The following is a 16,019-nucleotide window of genomic DNA, read 5'->3' as shown; positions in this document are numbered from 1 at the left end:
TTGAGCTTTCCATGAAAACGCGAAACCGCTCTGAGTTGTCGTTCGCAACTCCGGACGGAAAACTGTTTCATGGTTTTCCCGGGATTGCTCTAGCGGGTCCAGAATGGTGAAAGGTGCCCGATTGTTTTCGACCGCTGTCGCCGCGGTCCTCCTTGTCTGCCTGGCAACCTGGCTGCTGACGAGGCCGCATCCACGCTTCGCTGCCGGCGATCCCACGCTGACGCCGGGTGATGCCGAGCGCGGCAGAGTGGTCTTTGCCGCAGCCGGCTGCTCCTCCTGTCATGCTTCCCCCGGTCAGCCGGACCGCTTCAGGCTAGGAGGAGATCTTGCGCTGGCCTCGCCCTATGGGACCTTCAGAGTTCCCAATATCTCGCCCGACCCGGTTGCCGGTATCGGATCGTGGTCGGTTGCCGAGCTCGCCAATGCGCTGATTTCAGGGGTCTCTCCCTCAGGGCAGCATTATTACCCGGTATTCCCCTATCCCAGCTACACGGGGATGACTCTCGGCGACGTCAGAGATCTCTACGCCTTTCTGCACTCGCTTTCGCCCGTGCCGGAGCGCCCGCAGCCACACGATATTTCCCCCTTGTTTCGCATTCGGCGGTTTGTCGGCTTCTGGAAACTCCTGTTCTTCCGCGAAGGCAGATCGGCAGCAACGCCGAGCGGCGATCCCGTTTTTGTTCGCGGTGCCTATCTCGTGGAGACCCTCGGTCATTGCGCCGAGTGCCACTCGTCCCGCAACATTTTCGGCGCCGTAAAGCCCAAGACGCGGTTCGCCGGCGGAGTGAGTTCTGAAGGTGTCGGCTTCAACCCTAACATCACGCCGACAGGTATCGGCTCGTGGTCGGAGCAGGATGTCGCCGAAATGCTTCACAGCGGCAGGACGCCGGGTCATGGCTATGTCGGCTGGTCCATGGCGGATGTGGTCGAGAATACGGCGGAGCTCCCGGAGGCCGACCGGATGGCTATCGCCCGATACCTGAAGTCGCTGCCGCCGCGCCCGACGCCCCATCCTTGATGCGTATCGCCGATCGAGTGATATTGAAGAAGGCGAGGACGGGGGTGATTAAGCTATTATTGATGCAACGTCATCAGGTTGGGCGACGGAACAGTGCAATGGCCGCAACGTTTTGAGTGAACAGGTATAATGTGAGAGGCAGATCGTCATGAATACGGCTTTTGACGAACTCGCGCAAAAGGCTGTCTTGGTCGTCGAGGACGATTACGCTCTCGCCAGCGAACTCGCATCGAAGCTGACCGCAACCGGAATCAAGATAGTCGGGCCTGCACCGAGCGTCGAACGAGCGTTGCAATATATTGAAGATTCCCAAATTGAAGTGGCCATTCTGGACATCAATCTCGGTGGAACGATGGTGTTCCCTGTCGCCGATGCGCTGGCTAAGCGCAATATCCCGTTCTTCTTCGCAACTGGCTACAGCCGTGATGTCGTGCCTCCCCGCTTTGCGGATCGGATTTTCGTGGAAAAACCGGTAGACACGAGCGCGATTTATACTGCCCTTTCCGAGTGCCGAGGTTCGACGGCGAAGTCATCAGGCGGTCACAAGAATCTCGTTCTTTCCGCTCTTTCTCCGCGAGAAAATGATCTTATCCGGCCGCTTCTCACGCAGGTTCAGCTGATGCAAGGCGAGATTCTTGAAAAGCAGTTTGGAGAGATCACGACAGTTTCCTTCATTGAAAGCGGGACGGTCTCGCTCGTCGCCTCGTCCCTGCATGGCTCACAGGTAGAGGTTGGCCTTATCGGGCGTGAAGGGGTAACCGGCACGGGGCTGTTTGAGGGCGATTGGCGCACTCCCTACAAGCTTGTGGTGCAGACCGAAGGAACCGCGCAGCGCACCGACGTCGACAGCTTCCTTCGTCTGACGCAGAGGGCACCGCAGTTGCGATCGCTTTCATTAACGTTTTCAAGGACGCTCGCAATTCAAATGGGTTATACGGCCCTCGCCAACAGCCGATATTCCATCGAACAGAGACTGGCCCGTTTGCTGCTTATGCTCGATGATCGATCGGAAAGCCAGGTGCTGCTTCTGACCCATGAGCACATGTCTTCCATGCTCGGCGTCCGGCGTTCCGGAGTTACGGGCGTGCTTCCTATTCTAGAGGGCGAAAAACTCATCCGGTCGGTACGAGGAAAGGTAATCGTCGTCGATCGTGAGGGCCTCATTCTCAAGGCCAATGGCTCTTATGGCATTCCGGAGGCGGAATACGAGCGGTTGATGGGGTTTTCATTGCGGGGCAGCGAGAATGTTAGAAGGGCGAATAACCAATCACGTCCTCACTTCTACAGCCCCCAAATACCGGGTAGAGATAGCCGCTCATAAATCTCAGTGGCGAAAATTGCTGAATTTCGCCACAGACAATGATCCCATCGAAGGGGCAACTTTTGCACGCCGCAATCCTTCGACCCCAACCCCGTTTTTGGGACGCGCAAAGACTTTTGCAGCGGATGCTGTCGCTAGAGCACGCTTCGATTTTTCAGAATCGCAGATTCGCAAATCAGCTGAAATATGATTCTCTGTCCTACCGGAAAAGGACGGCCGGCAAGGATGACGCACCCATATTCTGAGGATCTTCGCGAACGGGCGATGGCGCGCCTGAACACCGGAGAAACGATACGATCGATCGCAGCAGCACTTGCGATTGCTCCCTCCTGTGTTTCGAAGTGGAAGAAGCGCCTTGCGGAGACCGGCGCTCTGACGCCCGGCCGCGTCGGCGGTCGCAAGCAGCGGACTTTGTCCGGCGAACGGGCCGACTGGCTGCGCCAGCGCTGTCGATCCGGCCCGTTCACGACGCGAGGCCTTGTGGCGGAACTGGCCGAACGCGGCATCAAGACCGAGCGACGCGCCGTTTGGGTGTTCGTCCGGGCCGAGGGCCTGAGTTTCAAAAAAAACGGTTCTGCCGGCCGAGCAGACGCGGATGGATATCGCCAGGAAACGGTTGCGTTGGAAGACCCATCAACGGCGGATCGAAGCGCAGCGGCTGGTCTTTCTCGATGAGACCTGGATCAAGACCAACATGGCGCCCCTCAGGGGGTGGGCACCGCGTGGTCAACGCCTATGTGCCGCGGTTCCGCATGGGCACTGGAAAACCCTGACATTCATTGCCGCCTTGCGCTGCGACCGCATCGACGCCCCTTGGGTCATCGATGGGCCGATCAACGGCGAACTCTTTACCCTCTATATCCAGAGGATCCTCGTGCCCACGCTCGCCAAGGGCGACATCGTCATCCTCGACAATCTCGGCAGCCATAAGGGCCAAGCTGTCCGTCGTGCCATCCGGGCCGCAGGCGCGCACCTCTTCTTCCTGCCGCCTTACAGCCCGGACCTCAATCCCATCGAGCAAGTCTTTGCCAAGCTCAAGCACCTAATTAGGAGAGAACAGCCTCGCACAATCGAAGCGACATGGCGCAAGGCTGGTGAAATGCTCGACTGCTTCTCGCCAGCAGAATGCGCAAACTACCTCACAAATTCAGGATATGCTTCCGTATGAAAGCAGCAGGCTCTAAGAGATCGACGTAAAGTTCTCGCCCCGTCGCAGCGCGGATCCGTCGGCCTGTTGCTTCTCGTCACATTCTAGCAACTCTGCCTTAAGCCTCTCAAGGTGCGCCACATGCATGTCCTGCGACTCCTCGAAATTGGTCAAAAGCAGTATCGCCTTCACGTCGGCGCCGCGGTTGGTCAGCTCAGCGACAATCTCGCGCTGTCGAGCGCCGTGATGATCCGAGCAACTTTAAAGGCGGGTTGATCGGAAACCCAAATTTCTAACGAGCATAGAGATAGGCTGCGACATCGCGGGCCTCCTGTTCGGATATTCCGGTGGCTGGCATCGCCGTTCTTGGCGAATGGGCCTGCGGCGCGACAATCCAGCCGATGAGGTTGTCGGCGGAATTGTTGAGCACGCCGGCAATGTAGACCCGCTCGCGCAGACCGGAGAGATCGCCGCCGACCTTGCCGTCGGCGCCCTCGATGCCTGGAATGGTGTGACATCCGGCGCAGCCATATCGGCGAAAAATCGCCGGCGCCCGCGCCGGATCGCCTTTTGTCATGGCGACGGCAACAGCTTGCCTTTCGGATCGCTGCCGGTAGATGTCGGTCAAGGTCAATGCCGCCGTCAGGCTCGCCAAGCAGGCGGCGATCAGCAAAGCGGGGCGAAGGGAATTATGGGGCGACGATACGTGTTCCATCTGCGCCTCCCTTTCCGGAATCCCTGATCCACAAGGCCGTCAGCGCCAGCGCGATCGCGGCATAGATGACGCCGGCGGGAACCCACATTACCAGGCCTGCCATCTGCTGGTCTTCGAGCGGCGACAGCCCCCAAGCCCCAGACGATCGGGTCTGCACGGCGTAGAGCACGTTCGGTGACAGGGCGAGGAGGGCCCCGAGAATGCTCATATGGAGCATGGTCAGGAAGAGATGCCAGGCCGCCAGCCCCCTGTTCGTCTTCCAGATGACAGGCCACCAGAACAGGACGGCACTTAGGAAAAAGGAAAGATGCTGCAGACGGTGGAGCGGCGCGCTTTCGATCGCGGCGTCGAACAGAACGGGCGCGTGCCATGCCCAGATCGCCGCCCCGTGCAGCAGCGTCGCGACAGTGCCGTTGCTCAGCAACGTCCAGGTCCTGCGGACGATGCTCGCGGCGAGGACCTGCCCCACCCGACCCCTGACGATTCCTGGCAGTCCCCAGAGCAGCACCGCCGACGGGCGTGCCAACACGATGAGCGGCGCGGAAACCGCCATGACCAGCTCATGTTCGATCATATGGAAGGTGAAAAGCTGCTCTCCCAGCCAATGCAGGGGAGAGACAAGCGCGCTGGCAAGCACCAGCCAGCCCGCCCAATAGGCCAAAAGCCGGTGCGCGACGACGCGCCGGCCCCTGGACGATCGCGAAATCAAGCGAAGGCTTCCGCTTGCATAGAGGGCTGCGCAGATTGCGAGCGGCGCGATTATCCAGGGATCGGCCGTCCATGGGAAGGAACTCGAATGGGCATGGCCATCGTGTGCCAATCCCGGTGTCGCCATAAGAAAAAAAGCGATTGTGGTTGCTGTTCTCATAGCCGCGGCACCCAATAGATGCATCCGTAGAGAGGAAGCCAGGCGAGGACGACAAAGTTCCAGTAGAGCGCGTTGTCTTCGACATCGCCATAGCGGCGCGCATTGTCGCCATGCTTCGAAAACATCAGACAGGCGAGAACGACGGTATCGACGAGGTCGGTGATGATGTGGGTTGCGTGCAGGCCAAGCATGGTCCAGACGATCGATCCATAGGCATCATCGTCCCAGCCGATGTGAAGGGCAGGGAATTCGTAGGCGCGGGGTATCAGGGGTGCTGTTCCGAGAAGCCCCATGATGATCAGTCCCGCGCGCACCTTGGGGAGATCCCTGTGCTTTGCCCACCGCGCGACGAGCATATTCGGCACGATGCTGACGAGAAGCAGCAGGGTCAGAATTGTGCCGGGAAGAAGATCCGGGGCAGGGGCTTCGATCGGCCAACGCGGCGCCAGGCTCATGAGATAGAAGTAGACGACAATCGCCAAGGCGAATCCCATGCCTTCGATCAGCATGAAGGCACTGGTGCCCCAGAACGTCAGGCTCGCGCTGCCCAGGCCGTGCAGGGGAAGCTTCGACAGATCGGTGACCACGCGCTCCTTCATGACTCGTCCTCCGGCGTTTGCTTGGGCCAGAACCATCCCGTCAGAGTGATTGCCACCGGCACGGCTCCCCAGACGACGGCCCACGGGCTAAAGATCGAGCCGATCAGCATAATGCTCGTGGCAATGGCGGCCAGAAATGGCCAGATGGAATCGGCTGGCGAGGACTCCCGCGCTTCCGGCTCGCCTGATGTGACGCTGCTGACGATCAGTTCCCGCCGATCGAGCCGAAGTCCGGTCGCCACCGGCAACGTCTCGCCGGATGTCCAGAGCGGTTCGCGCGATTCGACTACGGGAATATGCCGAAAATTATAAGGGGGAGGGGGCGAAGCTACGGCCCATTCCAATGTCGAGGCGTTCCAGGGATTGGGGCCGGCCGGCCGGCCGTGGCGGAAACTGCGCAGGGCATCGATGAAGAAGACGAGGAAGCCGGCGGCCAGGATGAAGGCGCTGAGGCTGACGAACAGGTTCAGGCCAGCCCAGGGCAGCTCGGGCGGATAGGTGTAGACCCGCCTCGGCATGCCTTGGAGGCCCAGGATGTGCATGGGGAAGAAAGTCAGGTGGAAGCCGGTGAAGATCAGGCCGAAGGCCCACCGGCCGAGCCTTTCGCTCATCATCCGGCCGGTCATCTTCGGGAACCAGTAATAGATCGCGCCGATCAGCGGGAAGACGGAGCCGCCGATCAGCACATAATGGAAATGGGCGACGACAAAATAGGTGTCGTGGACCTGGGTATCGAGCGGCACCGACGCCACCATGACGCCGGTCAGGCCGCCGATGACGAAGGTGATGAGAAAGCCGATGATGAAAAGCAGCGGTGTCTTGAACACCGGACGGCCATCCCACAGCGTTGCCAGCCAGCAAAAGATCTGGGTTCCGGCGGGAATGGCGATTGCCATGCTCGAGGCGGTGAAAAAACTGCTCCCCAGCCGCGGCAGGCCGGCCACGAACATGTGGTGCACCCACAGGCCGAAGGAGAGGATTCCGGTGGCGATCATTGCCAGCACCAGCGGCATATAGCCGAAGACAGGACGCCGCGTGAAGGTGGAGATCATGGCGGAGACGATGCCGACTGCCGGAAGAAAGATGATGTAGACCTCGGGATGACCGAAGAACCAGAACAGGTGCTGCCAGAGAAGCACATCGCCCCCTTCCGCGGGATTATAGAACTGGGTGCCAACCAGCCGGTCGAGAATGAGCGACGAACTGGCGAACATGATTGCCGGCATGGCCAGGATGACGAGAAAGGCGGTGACCAGCATCGACCAGACGAAAACGGGAATCCGATAGAGCGACATGCCTGGCGCCCGCAGCTTGAAAACGGTCACGACTATTTCGACGGCAACGGCGAGGGCGGAGACCTCGGTGAAGGTGATCATCTGTGCCCAGAGGTCTGCCCGTTTCCCGGCGCCGTATTGCGGGCCGGCCAGAGGCACGTAGGAGAACCAGCCGACATCGGGGGCGGTATCGAGGGCGAGGGAGATCCACAGCAGCAGTCCTCCAGCGAGATAGATCCAGTAGGAGAAGGCGTTCAGCCTGGGAAAGGCGATGTTGCGGGTTCCGACCATCAGAGGAACGAGATAGACCGCCATCGCCTCCATGACCGGCACCGCAAACAGGAACATCATGTTGCTCCCGTGCACGGTGAAGATCTGATTGTACCGGTCCGCGCTGATGAAGCGGGCCTCGGGGAAAGCAAGCTGGAGGCGCATCGCCAGTGCAAGCACGCCGCCGAGGATGAGAAAGACAAAGGCTGTCGCGATATAGCGTCTGCCGATGATCTTGTGATCGACCGTGGAGAGCGCTGCTAATAATCCAGGCGGCGTCGACCATGTGCGCCTGAGGAAGGCTTCCGCCTCGGGACAGCCGGCAGCCAGGTCGGCGGGGGAAGGGGTTCTGCCGCCGCCCGTCATCGCAGACCACTCATATAGGCGCTCACCTGTCGCAGCTCTTCGCCGGTGAGGGGGACCAACGGCATGTTGTTGCCCGGCTTCAGCGTTTGCGGGTCGGCAATCCATGCCGCAACCGAGCCTCGCGTATTCTCCGACAGCCCCGCCGCAATCATGCTGCGGCTGCCGACATGGGTGAGGTCAGGCCCGGAGGTGCCCGATGCCTCGGTGCCGCGGATGGTGTGGCAGGCGGCGCAAGGCTTGCTCATGAATACGAGCTTTCCCGTAGCGGCATCACCATCGGCCGGCGCGGCTGCCGTCTTTCTCTGCAGCTCCAGCCATCTGGCATAGTCCTCGGGCTCCTCGGCGATCACCAACAGCGCCATGTGGCTGTGCTGCAGGCCGCAGAATTCGGCGCATTGGCCGCGATAGATGCCGGCTTTGCTGGCATGCAGCGTCAGCCGGTTGTCGCGGCCGGGGACCAGATCCTGCTTTCCCGTCAGGTTCGGCACCCAGAAGGAATGAATGACATCAGTCGAGTCCAGGCGCAGCCGAACATCGGTTCCTACGGGGATATGCAGCTCGTTGGCGGTCTGGAATGTCCTGGCGGGATCCGCATCGAGATAGGTAAACTGCCACCACCACTGCTGCCCGCGAACGGCAATGGTCGGCGGATTGTCCCGGCCGCGGTCGACGCCATTGGTTGCGTAGAAGCTGGTGATCGTCAGGAAGCTTACGACCAGGACGGTCATAACGATCGCGCCGGCAACGACCCTTGCCATGGAACGCTCGGCTGGCGGTTCGCCGGGGATCTGGTTTTTCCTGCGAACCAGCGCCCATACCATGACGCTCATGACAAGCACGAAGACGACGCCGCAGACGGCGACAAACAGCAATATCAGGCTTCTGAGTTCCGAAGCGGCAGGTCCGTCCGCATTCAGTGCCGATTGCGTGCCCGCAGCGCAGCCGGACAGAAACAGGGTGCATGCCGGGGCGGTCTTCAAGGCCGGACACCTCGATCGGAGCGGACGCCCACCGGCCCTTCCTCGAAAAGAGTTGCGGCCGGCGCCCGGTTCTCGGCCGGTCTTGTATGCTTGTCGTCATTGCGGCTTGGCGCGGTATAGAGGGCGGAATAGGAGCCGATCGTCCTGACATAGCCGGCGAGCTGCCAGATCTCGTCGCTCGTCATTTTGTTCGCGAAGGCAGGCATGCCGTGAGGCCGTCCGTCGCGAATGGATGCCACGACCGATACCATTTCCGAGCCATAAAACCACCAGCCGTCAAGAAACGAAGGACCGGTCCCGCCTCGTCCGTCTCCATGGCAAGTAGGGCAGCCGAACCAGGAATAAAGGCGCTTGCCCTGGCTCAGATCATAGGCGGTGCTCTCATAGGGCTTACCAAGCGCGAAATAGACGTCGGGTGGTGTGCCGCCGATCCTGTCCGGCATCAGCCGGAACTGATCGAGAGACGATGTGACCGGTGGACCGGCACGATATTGCCTTGGATGTCTTGCCCAGCCGATCGCGGCTCCGATCACGAACATACAGAGCAGCACTATCGAGACCAACCAGGTGGCGTCCTTCTTGACGGCGCTACCGGCAAGCAAAGGGAAGCGATTGGGACCGGACGTCACGGCGGGATGGGCGCGAAGCAAGCGTGGTTGGCTTGCCCAGGCGATGGCGGCCCAGACGGCTGCCATCGTGAGAAGCGATACTGCCGCCGACCAGGGGACCTGCTTGCTTTCGCGCATTGCCGGGACCCGGGTCAGGACCGCGACGACAGGGCCGAGAGACTGAGCCGCACCGGCAACATCTTGTAAGACGGGGTCTTGGCCTTGGCGTCGTGATGCGCCAGCGGAAAGAGCGGGTTCGCCTCAGGATAATAGGCCGCACAGCACCCGGCCGGAATTGCGTGCCGAGCAACCTTGAAGCCGGTGACGCGGCGCGTTGTGGCGACATCGATGGCGGTCGTCAGATCGACGAAATCGCCTTCCTTGAAGCCCAGTCTGCCAATATCCTCTTCGTTCATGAAGACCACCTTCCGCGATCCCTTCACGCCGCGATAGCGATCGCCGTAACCGTAGATGGTCGTGTTGAACTGGTCGTTGGAGCGTAACGTGGCGAGGTTGAGAACCTCTGTGGCGCCTGGACCGATGTCGAGTTCGGGGAAGAGCCGCGGCGGCGTGATGAAATTGGCTTTCTGGTTGGGCGTCGTCCATTTGCGCTCCCGGGCCGGAACCGGTCTCGGAATGCCGCCCGGCTGAAACATGCGTTTGTTGAAATCCCTGAACGTCTCGGGGTAGGTCGCTTCGATCGCATCGCGGATCTTCGAATAATCGCCGACCCATTCATCCCACGGGACTCGGCCCTTCGCCAGCGTCGCCTTGGCGATGCCGGCGATGATGGCGGGCTCCGACAGAAGCTCCTCGCTTGCGGGCCTCGCCCTCCCGCGCGAGCCATGGAAATGCGCCACGGAACTTTCGATGGAGACGGCTTGCGGACCGCTCGCTTGTTCATCGACTTCGATACGGCCGAGACAGGGAAGGAGATAGGCGATTTCGCCATGGATGACGTGGCTGCGATTGAGCTTCGTCGCGATCTGTACGGTTAGGCGGAGTTTGCGCCACGCCTCCTCCATCGCCTCCGTTTCCGGGACGGCGCGCAGGAAATTGCCGCCGAGGCTGACGAAGGCTTTGGCTTCGCCCTCCAGGATCGCCTTGCAGGTGTCGACGGTTGAGCGTCCTTCCCATTGTGGCGGTTCGAACTGGTAGAGTTGCGCCAGTTTGTCGAGCGGCACGAGGTCCGGCTTTTCCGTTATCCCGACCGTGCGCTGGCCCTGCACGTTCGAGTGGCCGCGCACGGCGCAGATATTGGCGCCCGGCTTGCCGATATTGCCGCGCAGCAGCGCGAGATTAGCGACCATATGAACGTTCTGGACACCCATCACATGCTGCGTCAGACCCATGCCATAGACCATCAGCACCGCCTCCGAATGGGCATAGGTGCGGGCTGCCTGAATCATCTGCTCGCGGGTCAGGCCGGAAACACGTTCCAGTTCGGCCCAGTCATATCGGCGGGCGGCTTCGGCAAACTCCTCGAAACCCGATGTATGCGTGTTGATGAAATCGTGGTCGAGAACATGCTTTTTGTCGGCCGCCGCAATGGAAGCGGCGAACGCCACCGACGCGGCATTATCCGGTTTATGGGGCACGGCATCGGAGCCGGAAACCTTGCTCATCCCCATTTCCTTCATTGCATCGTCGGCTTCGATCAAGGCTTTGCAGACGCCGAAGAGGGCCGCAATGTCGCCTCCGTTCTTCACCTGATAATATTCCGACGAAATCGGCGTCGACCGGCCGGTCAGCATCTGGCTCGGCATTTGCGGGTTGGTGAAACGTTCGAGGCCCGGTTCGCGCAACAGATTGAAGGTGACGATTTTCACGCCTCGGTCGACGGCATCCTGAAGGTCATGCAGCATTCGCGGGGAGGAGGTGGCAACGTTCTGTGCCATATAGAAAATGCAATCGCAGTTCTGGAAATCGGACAGGATTGCCGTGCCGACGGAGGCTCCGATGCTTTCCGGCAGACCGACCGAGGAGCTTTCGTGACACATGTTGGAAGAATCAGGCAGGTTATTGCTGCCGAAGATGCGGGCAAAAAGCTGATACATGTAGGAGGTTTCGAGGGAGGCGCGCCCGGACGTATAGAAATCAACCTCACGCGGAGGAATTGACCGCAGCTCCCCGCCGATTTCTGCGAATGCATCGTTCCAGTCTACCGGCTCGTATTTGTCGGTCGAGCGGTTCCACCGCATCGGATGGGTCAGGCGACCTTGTTCTTCGAGATCGTGATCGCTCCATTGCTCCAGCTCATGCAATGTATGGGCGGCGAAGAAGGCGCGGTCGGCGCGGCGGGAAGTGACCTCCCAGGCGGTCGCCTTCGCGCCGCTTTCGCAAAATTCCATCGCATGCGGTTTTGCAGGCTTGGCCCAGGCACAACTGACACACATGTAGCCGTCTGGTTTGTTGTGATGGGAAAGCAGTGACGGCCCCGATCGGGGGACGTGTTCGCGGAGAAGAATTTCTCCAAGAGATCGCGCCGCCGCCCATCCGCCAGCCGCATGCGTGCTCTCGCCGATAGTTGGCGGATGTTTCGATCGCGCTGACATTTTTGCCTCCCGATATTGTCGAAGGAGAATCCCCGACAGATATTTTGCGATCCAAACTCTTCGAGAAACAAACTGTTCCAGGCGAGTCGCCAAGTGACGAGCGGCGCTGTCGACAGCCGATGACGGAAGACGATTGGCAATAGCCGCGTCGCAAATGCTCAGAGCGGCGTCGGAGCGTTGGCCTCCACCTCGGCATAGAGCTGACCGCACATCGTCAGCGATCGCCGCATCGCCGCGACGCGATCTTCGGCGTCTTTGGATGAATAGGCCCAGATGTCGGTCGCCCAGCTCTTGCCATCCATCTCGTACTGCAGGGCAAATTTATAGAGCCGTCGCTCATCTGCATCGGTGCTGACGAAAGCGCGATCGGGATCATCGCGGCGCTGGCGCGGAAAACTTACAACATTCACAACCTGCTCCTCGGGTTCATCTCGTCGCCAGGGCTCGAAAGGCCGCTTTTCCTTGGACTAACCTGATCGCCCGGATTTCGTTCCCTGCGCACCTCGTCAGAGCAGGCCCATCGCGGTCTGGCCCTGATATAACGACTCCGAACGCTCATGGTCTCGGCCAGGCTGGAGGTCGTCATCGCTTCAGCCGCATGCGGCCGGCGATTTGCTGTAGCGACCAGCCATGGATGATCCGTTCGATCACCGATTGGCGCACATGGGAGAACCGGGCGAGCTTGCGCAGCTTGGCTCTGCGCTCACGCGCCATCTCGTGGGCAGTCACGCAATAGTAGCCGTTCAGATCCGGCATCTGCCGGTCTTCAAAAGCATTCCGCTTGAGCTCGCGGAAAATCGTCGAGCGATGCCGGCCGAGCTTCTCGGCAATGACGGTGGCGCTCAGGCCGGCCGCTCGCGAGCGATCCTGCGACATTCATCCATGTCGATCTGGGAGTAGGTGCGCGTCTCATCAGCCATTCCTTGCGAGTGATAACCCATTAGCATCTATCGCAAGTGGCAGTTCATCCTTGAACCCACCCCCCTACAAGGCGAATCTGGCATAAGCTGAATTATGGAACTTGATTCATGTGGTGGGCTGTTCAACATCGTCGTGCTCGGCCTGGGTGTCGAGCATCTGAGGGCCTGCGCAGATCCTCGGCACAAACCCCTGCGATGAGGCGCGGGTTTTGCAGTGGTTTGTCAGCAGGCCGGCACTGGCGTGCGGGCTCTTTCCCTGCGAGACGCCGCAGCTTCGTTTCGGATAGCCGCGAAACCGACCGCGACCCTACTCCACGGTCTCGCTGCTTGCCTGCAGCACCCGGGTTTTCAACCCAACATATCCCGGATGACTTCCAGAGGATGGGGGATCGTCCTGCGGTCTATTTCCTTGACCTGCGACCGGCAGGAATAGCCGCTCGCCATGACCACGGTCCCTTCCTCGCCGGCGGTGATCTGTTCTGCCCAGCTCATCGCATAGAGCTTTTCGGAAATCTCTCTGTTGCGGACTTCGTGGCCGAACGTTCCCGCCATTCCGCAGCAGCCGGCAGCGGCCACCTGCAGCTCGATGCCGAGGCTGCGGAAGACTGCTTTCCATTGCGCGACCGCCGAGGGCATGTTGGTGCGTTCGGTGCAGTGCGGCAGAAGCCGGACCGTCGCCCCGGCCTGCCGCCGGATCGCCTCCGCCAGGTTCCTGCCGTTTGCGGCGAGCCATTCCTGCGGTAGCAGCACGGATGCGTGGGATGGCCCTTTCCGCAGGGTCTTGTACTCGCTGCGATAAGCAAGGGTCATGGACGGGTCCAGCCCGACAAGCGGCACGCCGGTTTTCGCTAAACGATCCAGAGAGCGCGAGGTCGCGACGGCCGCCTTTTCGAAGCGGTCGAGATAACCGTGCACATGCAGCGCCTTTCCGTTGGTGAGCGGTGGCGCGATCAACGGCACAAGGCCGAGCTTGCGGGCGACCTCGACGGCGGCGACGACCACTTTGGGGTCGAAATGCGCGGTGAAGGCATCGGGAACGAAGACGACGGTGCGGGCGCGCGCCTCGGAAGACATCGTCACAATCTGCTCCGCGTCGGCGACGGGGACGCCGAGGCCGGCCAGCGATGCCGGCGGCATCTTCGGCAGCGCGGTCAGGCCGACAAGCTTCATCGCCGCGCGGCCGGCAGCCGTTCCGGAAAGGAGATTGTAGAGAGGACGGATCTGCGCCATCAGCGGCAACGTCGTCTCGATGCCGGCCACCAGCGGATCTTTCAGCGGCCTGAGGTAGCGGCCGTAATAGAGGTTCAGGAACTTCGACCGGAACGCCGGGACGCTGACCTTGACGGGACATTGACCGGCGCAGGCCTTGCAGGCAAGGCAGGTATCCATGGCCGCCCGCACTTCGTGCGAAAAATCGGAGCGGTTGGCCGGGTTCAGCGAATTGAACGCCCGTCTGATGAACCCGATCGCCTTGTTGGAATTGCGGAGCCGAACCGCTTCTTTACGGGGATCGATGCCCTGCTCGACGAGCAGCCGCAGCCATTCCCGCATCAAAGCGGCGCGCCCTTTCGGCGAGTAGAGCCGGTTGCGGGTTGCCTTGTAGGACGGGCACATCGGGCTGGTCTCGTCGAAATCGAAACAGGCGCCGTTTCCGTTGCAATAGGCCGCATTGTCGAAGGCTGCGCGGATCTCGTTGCCAATGATGCGGTCGACGCTTCCACGCAGGGGAACCTCGTCGATCTTCATCAGTGCGCCATCGCCGGGTGTGGCGATCTTGCCCGGATTGAGGCGGTTCTCCGGATCGAACGCCTTTTTGATCTGCTGAAGGCTAGGATAGAGATCCTCGAAGAATTCCGGCACATATTCTGACCGCACACCCTTGCCGTGCTCTCCCCAGAGAACGCCGCCATGCTTGCGGGTAAGCGCCACCACCGCGTCGGTGATTTCCCGGATGAGCGGGACATGGTCGTCCCGCGTCAGATCGAGGGCCGGCCGCACGTGAAGCACGCCCGCATCCACATGCCCGAACATGCCGTAGGAGACGCCCGCGGCATCGAGGAGCGCGCGGAATTCGCGGATATAGGCGGCGAGATTGTCGGGAGGGACGGCAGTATCCTCGACGAAAGCCACCGGGCGCACCGGGCCTTCGACACTGCCGAGAAGGCCGACTGCGCGCTTGCGCATGGCCCATATCGCCTCGACGTCCGATTTCTCCCGGGCGATCGTAAGGCCGATGTTGCGGACGACATCGGCGCCGGCCAGTGCCGACGTCACCGCCATGAGCTTCTGTTCCAACTCCATCGGTTCGTCGGCCAACACCTCAGCGATATTGATGCCGTTGGCCGCGCCGCGCGGATCGTCCGGAAAAAACCGGGCGATGCCGCTCCACACGATGTCGTCCTTGGCAAGGCCAAGCACCTTCTCGTCGATCGTCTCCACTGAGGCGACATTCAGCGCGGTCAGCGACCTTGCGTCTTCGAGGGCTGTGTTGAAGTCGTCATAGCGGATATTGACCAGCGCCGCATATTTCGGGATCGGCAACAGATTGAGCTCGATCTCGGCGATCATCGCCAGCGTGCCTTCCGAGCCGCACATAATCGCATTGAGATCGAAGCGTCCGTCCTCGCGGCGGATATGCGCGAGGTCGTAACCCGTCATGTAGCGGTTCAGGCGCGGAAAAATTTCCTCGATGCGCTCGCGCTTACCACGCGCAATGCCGTCGACCGTCCGATGGATCTCCCCGACGCGGTCGCCGCGTGACTTGATTTCGGCGAGACACACGTCGTCGAGAGGACGCGACCACCAATCCGTTGCGTCGGTCAGGACGATCCTGAGGCCGAGCACATGGTTGCTCGTTTTGCCGTAGAGACAGGAGCCCTGGCCGCAGGCATCGGTCGAGACCATGCCGCCGATCGTCGCCCGATTGGAGGTCGAAAGTTCCGGTGCGAAGAACAGGCCATGATCCTCAAGGACGCGATTGAGCTGGTCCTTGACGACGCCGGCTTCGACGCGGGCGACACGCCGCACCGGATCGATCTCCAGGATCCGGTTCATATGCCGTGAGCAGTCGATGACGAGGCCGTCCGTCAGCGATTGGCCATTGGTGCCGGTGCCGCCGCCGCGCGCGACGACGCGCAGACCGCGGAACGGGTCTTCGGAGAGGACCCGCATCACGGTCTTCATGTCCTCGATATCCTTGGGAAAGAGGATCCCCGCCGGCTCTACCTGATAGATCGAGTTGTCCGTCGAAAGAACGGTGCGCGAGGCGGCGCTGGTTTCGATATCACCCGCAAAGCCCGCCTCGAGCAGCCGCTCGAAGACGCCGGCTCCGGGAAGAAGTGACGATTCTCTAGTCTTGATACGAGGGATCATTTTTTA

Annotated in this window: 12 protein-coding genes and 1 pseudogene; 3 read left to right on the top strand and 10 right to left on the bottom strand. The window is 60.9% G+C overall.

Going from position 1 to position 16,019, the window contains the following annotated elements; genetic code table 11:
* Window positions 1–103 precede the first annotated feature (103 nt).
* The 3 genes from NMA58_RS22935 to NMA58_RS22925 all read left to right on the top strand — a co-directional run bounded on the left by NMA58_RS22935 (window position 104) and on the right by NMA58_RS22925 (window position 3,507).
* On the top strand, window positions 104–1,018 hold the full coding sequence (locus tag NMA58_RS22935) for a c-type cytochrome (RefSeq protein WP_434714030.1): 915 nt from the start codon (window positions 104–106) through the stop codon (window positions 1,016–1,018).
* Window positions 1,019–1,166: 148 nt separating this feature from the next.
* Window positions 1,167–2,339, top strand: a complete 1,173-nt coding sequence (locus NMA58_RS22930) for a helix-turn-helix domain-containing protein (RefSeq protein WP_434714028.1) — start codon at window positions 1,167–1,169, stop codon at window positions 2,337–2,339.
* 225 nt (window positions 2,340–2,564) lie between these two features.
* Window positions 2,565–3,507 (top strand): IS630 family transposase gene (locus tag NMA58_RS22925; protein WP_434710958.1). Its coding sequence is split into 2 segments (ribosomal slippage): window positions 2,565–2,900 and window positions 2,902–3,507, totalling 942 coding nucleotides; the frame shifts between segments, so codons are not numbered across the junction.
* Between the two features lie 271 nt (window positions 3,508–3,778).
* Here the strand turns inward: NMA58_RS22925 and NMA58_RS22920 are convergent.
* The 10 genes and pseudogenes from NMA58_RS22920 to ydiJ all read right to left on the bottom strand — a co-directional run bounded on the left by NMA58_RS22920 (window position 3,779) and on the right by ydiJ (window position 16,013).
* Window positions 3,779–4,201 (bottom strand): c-type cytochrome, encoded by a 423-nt coding sequence (locus tag NMA58_RS22920; RefSeq protein ID WP_434714027.1) that lies wholly within the window; start codon window positions 4,199–4,201, stop codon window positions 3,779–3,781.
* Window positions 4,176–5,069: a cytochrome c oxidase assembly protein gene (locus NMA58_RS22915; protein ID WP_434714025.1), complete on the bottom strand. Its 894-nt coding sequence runs from the start codon at window positions 5,067–5,069 to the stop codon at window positions 4,176–4,178. Before NMA58_RS22915 ends, NMA58_RS22920 begins: the two co-directional genes overlap by 26 nt.
* Window positions 5,066–5,668: a cytochrome c oxidase subunit 3 gene (locus tag NMA58_RS22910; RefSeq protein ID WP_434714023.1), complete on the bottom strand. Its 603-nt coding sequence runs from the start codon at window positions 5,666–5,668 to the stop codon at window positions 5,066–5,068. The genes NMA58_RS22915 and NMA58_RS22910 overlap by 4 nt, the downstream gene beginning before the upstream one ends.
* Complete coding sequence (gene ctaD / locus NMA58_RS22905; protein ID WP_434714021.1) at window positions 5,665–7,578, bottom strand: cytochrome c oxidase subunit I; 1,914 nt, start codon at window positions 7,576–7,578, stop codon at window positions 5,665–5,667. The genes NMA58_RS22910 and ctaD overlap by 4 nt, the downstream gene beginning before the upstream one ends.
* A complete protein-coding gene (gene coxB, locus NMA58_RS22900) occupies window positions 7,575–8,558 on the bottom strand; it encodes a cytochrome c oxidase subunit II (protein WP_434714019.1) in 984 nt (327 codons plus the stop codon). The genes ctaD and coxB overlap by 4 nt, the downstream gene beginning before the upstream one ends.
* The gene (locus tag NMA58_RS22895) at window positions 8,555–9,097 is read right to left on the bottom strand and encodes a c-type cytochrome (protein ID WP_434714343.1); all 543 of its coding nucleotides are present in this window, start codon (window positions 9,095–9,097) and stop codon (window positions 8,555–8,557) included. Before NMA58_RS22895 ends, coxB begins: the two co-directional genes overlap by 4 nt.
* A gap of 221 nt (window positions 9,098–9,318) precedes the next feature.
* Window positions 9,319–11,721 (bottom strand): FdhF/YdeP family oxidoreductase, encoded by a 2,403-nt coding sequence (locus NMA58_RS22890; RefSeq protein WP_434714018.1) that lies wholly within the window; start codon window positions 11,719–11,721, stop codon window positions 9,319–9,321.
* 158 nt (window positions 11,722–11,879) lie between these two features.
* Window positions 11,880–12,131 (bottom strand): hypothetical protein, encoded by a 252-nt coding sequence (locus NMA58_RS22885; RefSeq protein WP_183704250.1) that lies wholly within the window; start codon window positions 12,129–12,131, stop codon window positions 11,880–11,882.
* A 175-nt stretch (window positions 12,132–12,306) separates the two neighbouring features.
* Window positions 12,307–12,641 (bottom strand): annotated as a pseudogene (locus NMA58_RS22880) (transposase); the annotation flags it as partial.
* A 348-nt stretch (window positions 12,642–12,989) separates the two neighbouring features.
* A complete protein-coding gene (ydiJ, locus tag NMA58_RS22875) occupies window positions 12,990–16,013 on the bottom strand; it encodes a D-2-hydroxyglutarate dehydrogenase YdiJ (RefSeq protein WP_434714017.1) in 3,024 nt (1,007 codons plus the stop codon).
* Window positions 16,014–16,019: the final 6 nt, after the last annotated feature.

This window comes from Rhizobium sp. YTUHZ045 (assembly GCF_051124255.1).
In the GTDB taxonomy this organism is placed as follows: domain Bacteria; phylum Pseudomonadota; class Alphaproteobacteria; order Rhizobiales; family Rhizobiaceae; genus Rhizobium.
The sequence above is the reverse complement of the archived record's forward strand: the minus strand, read 5'-3'. Positions and strand labels throughout refer to the sequence as shown.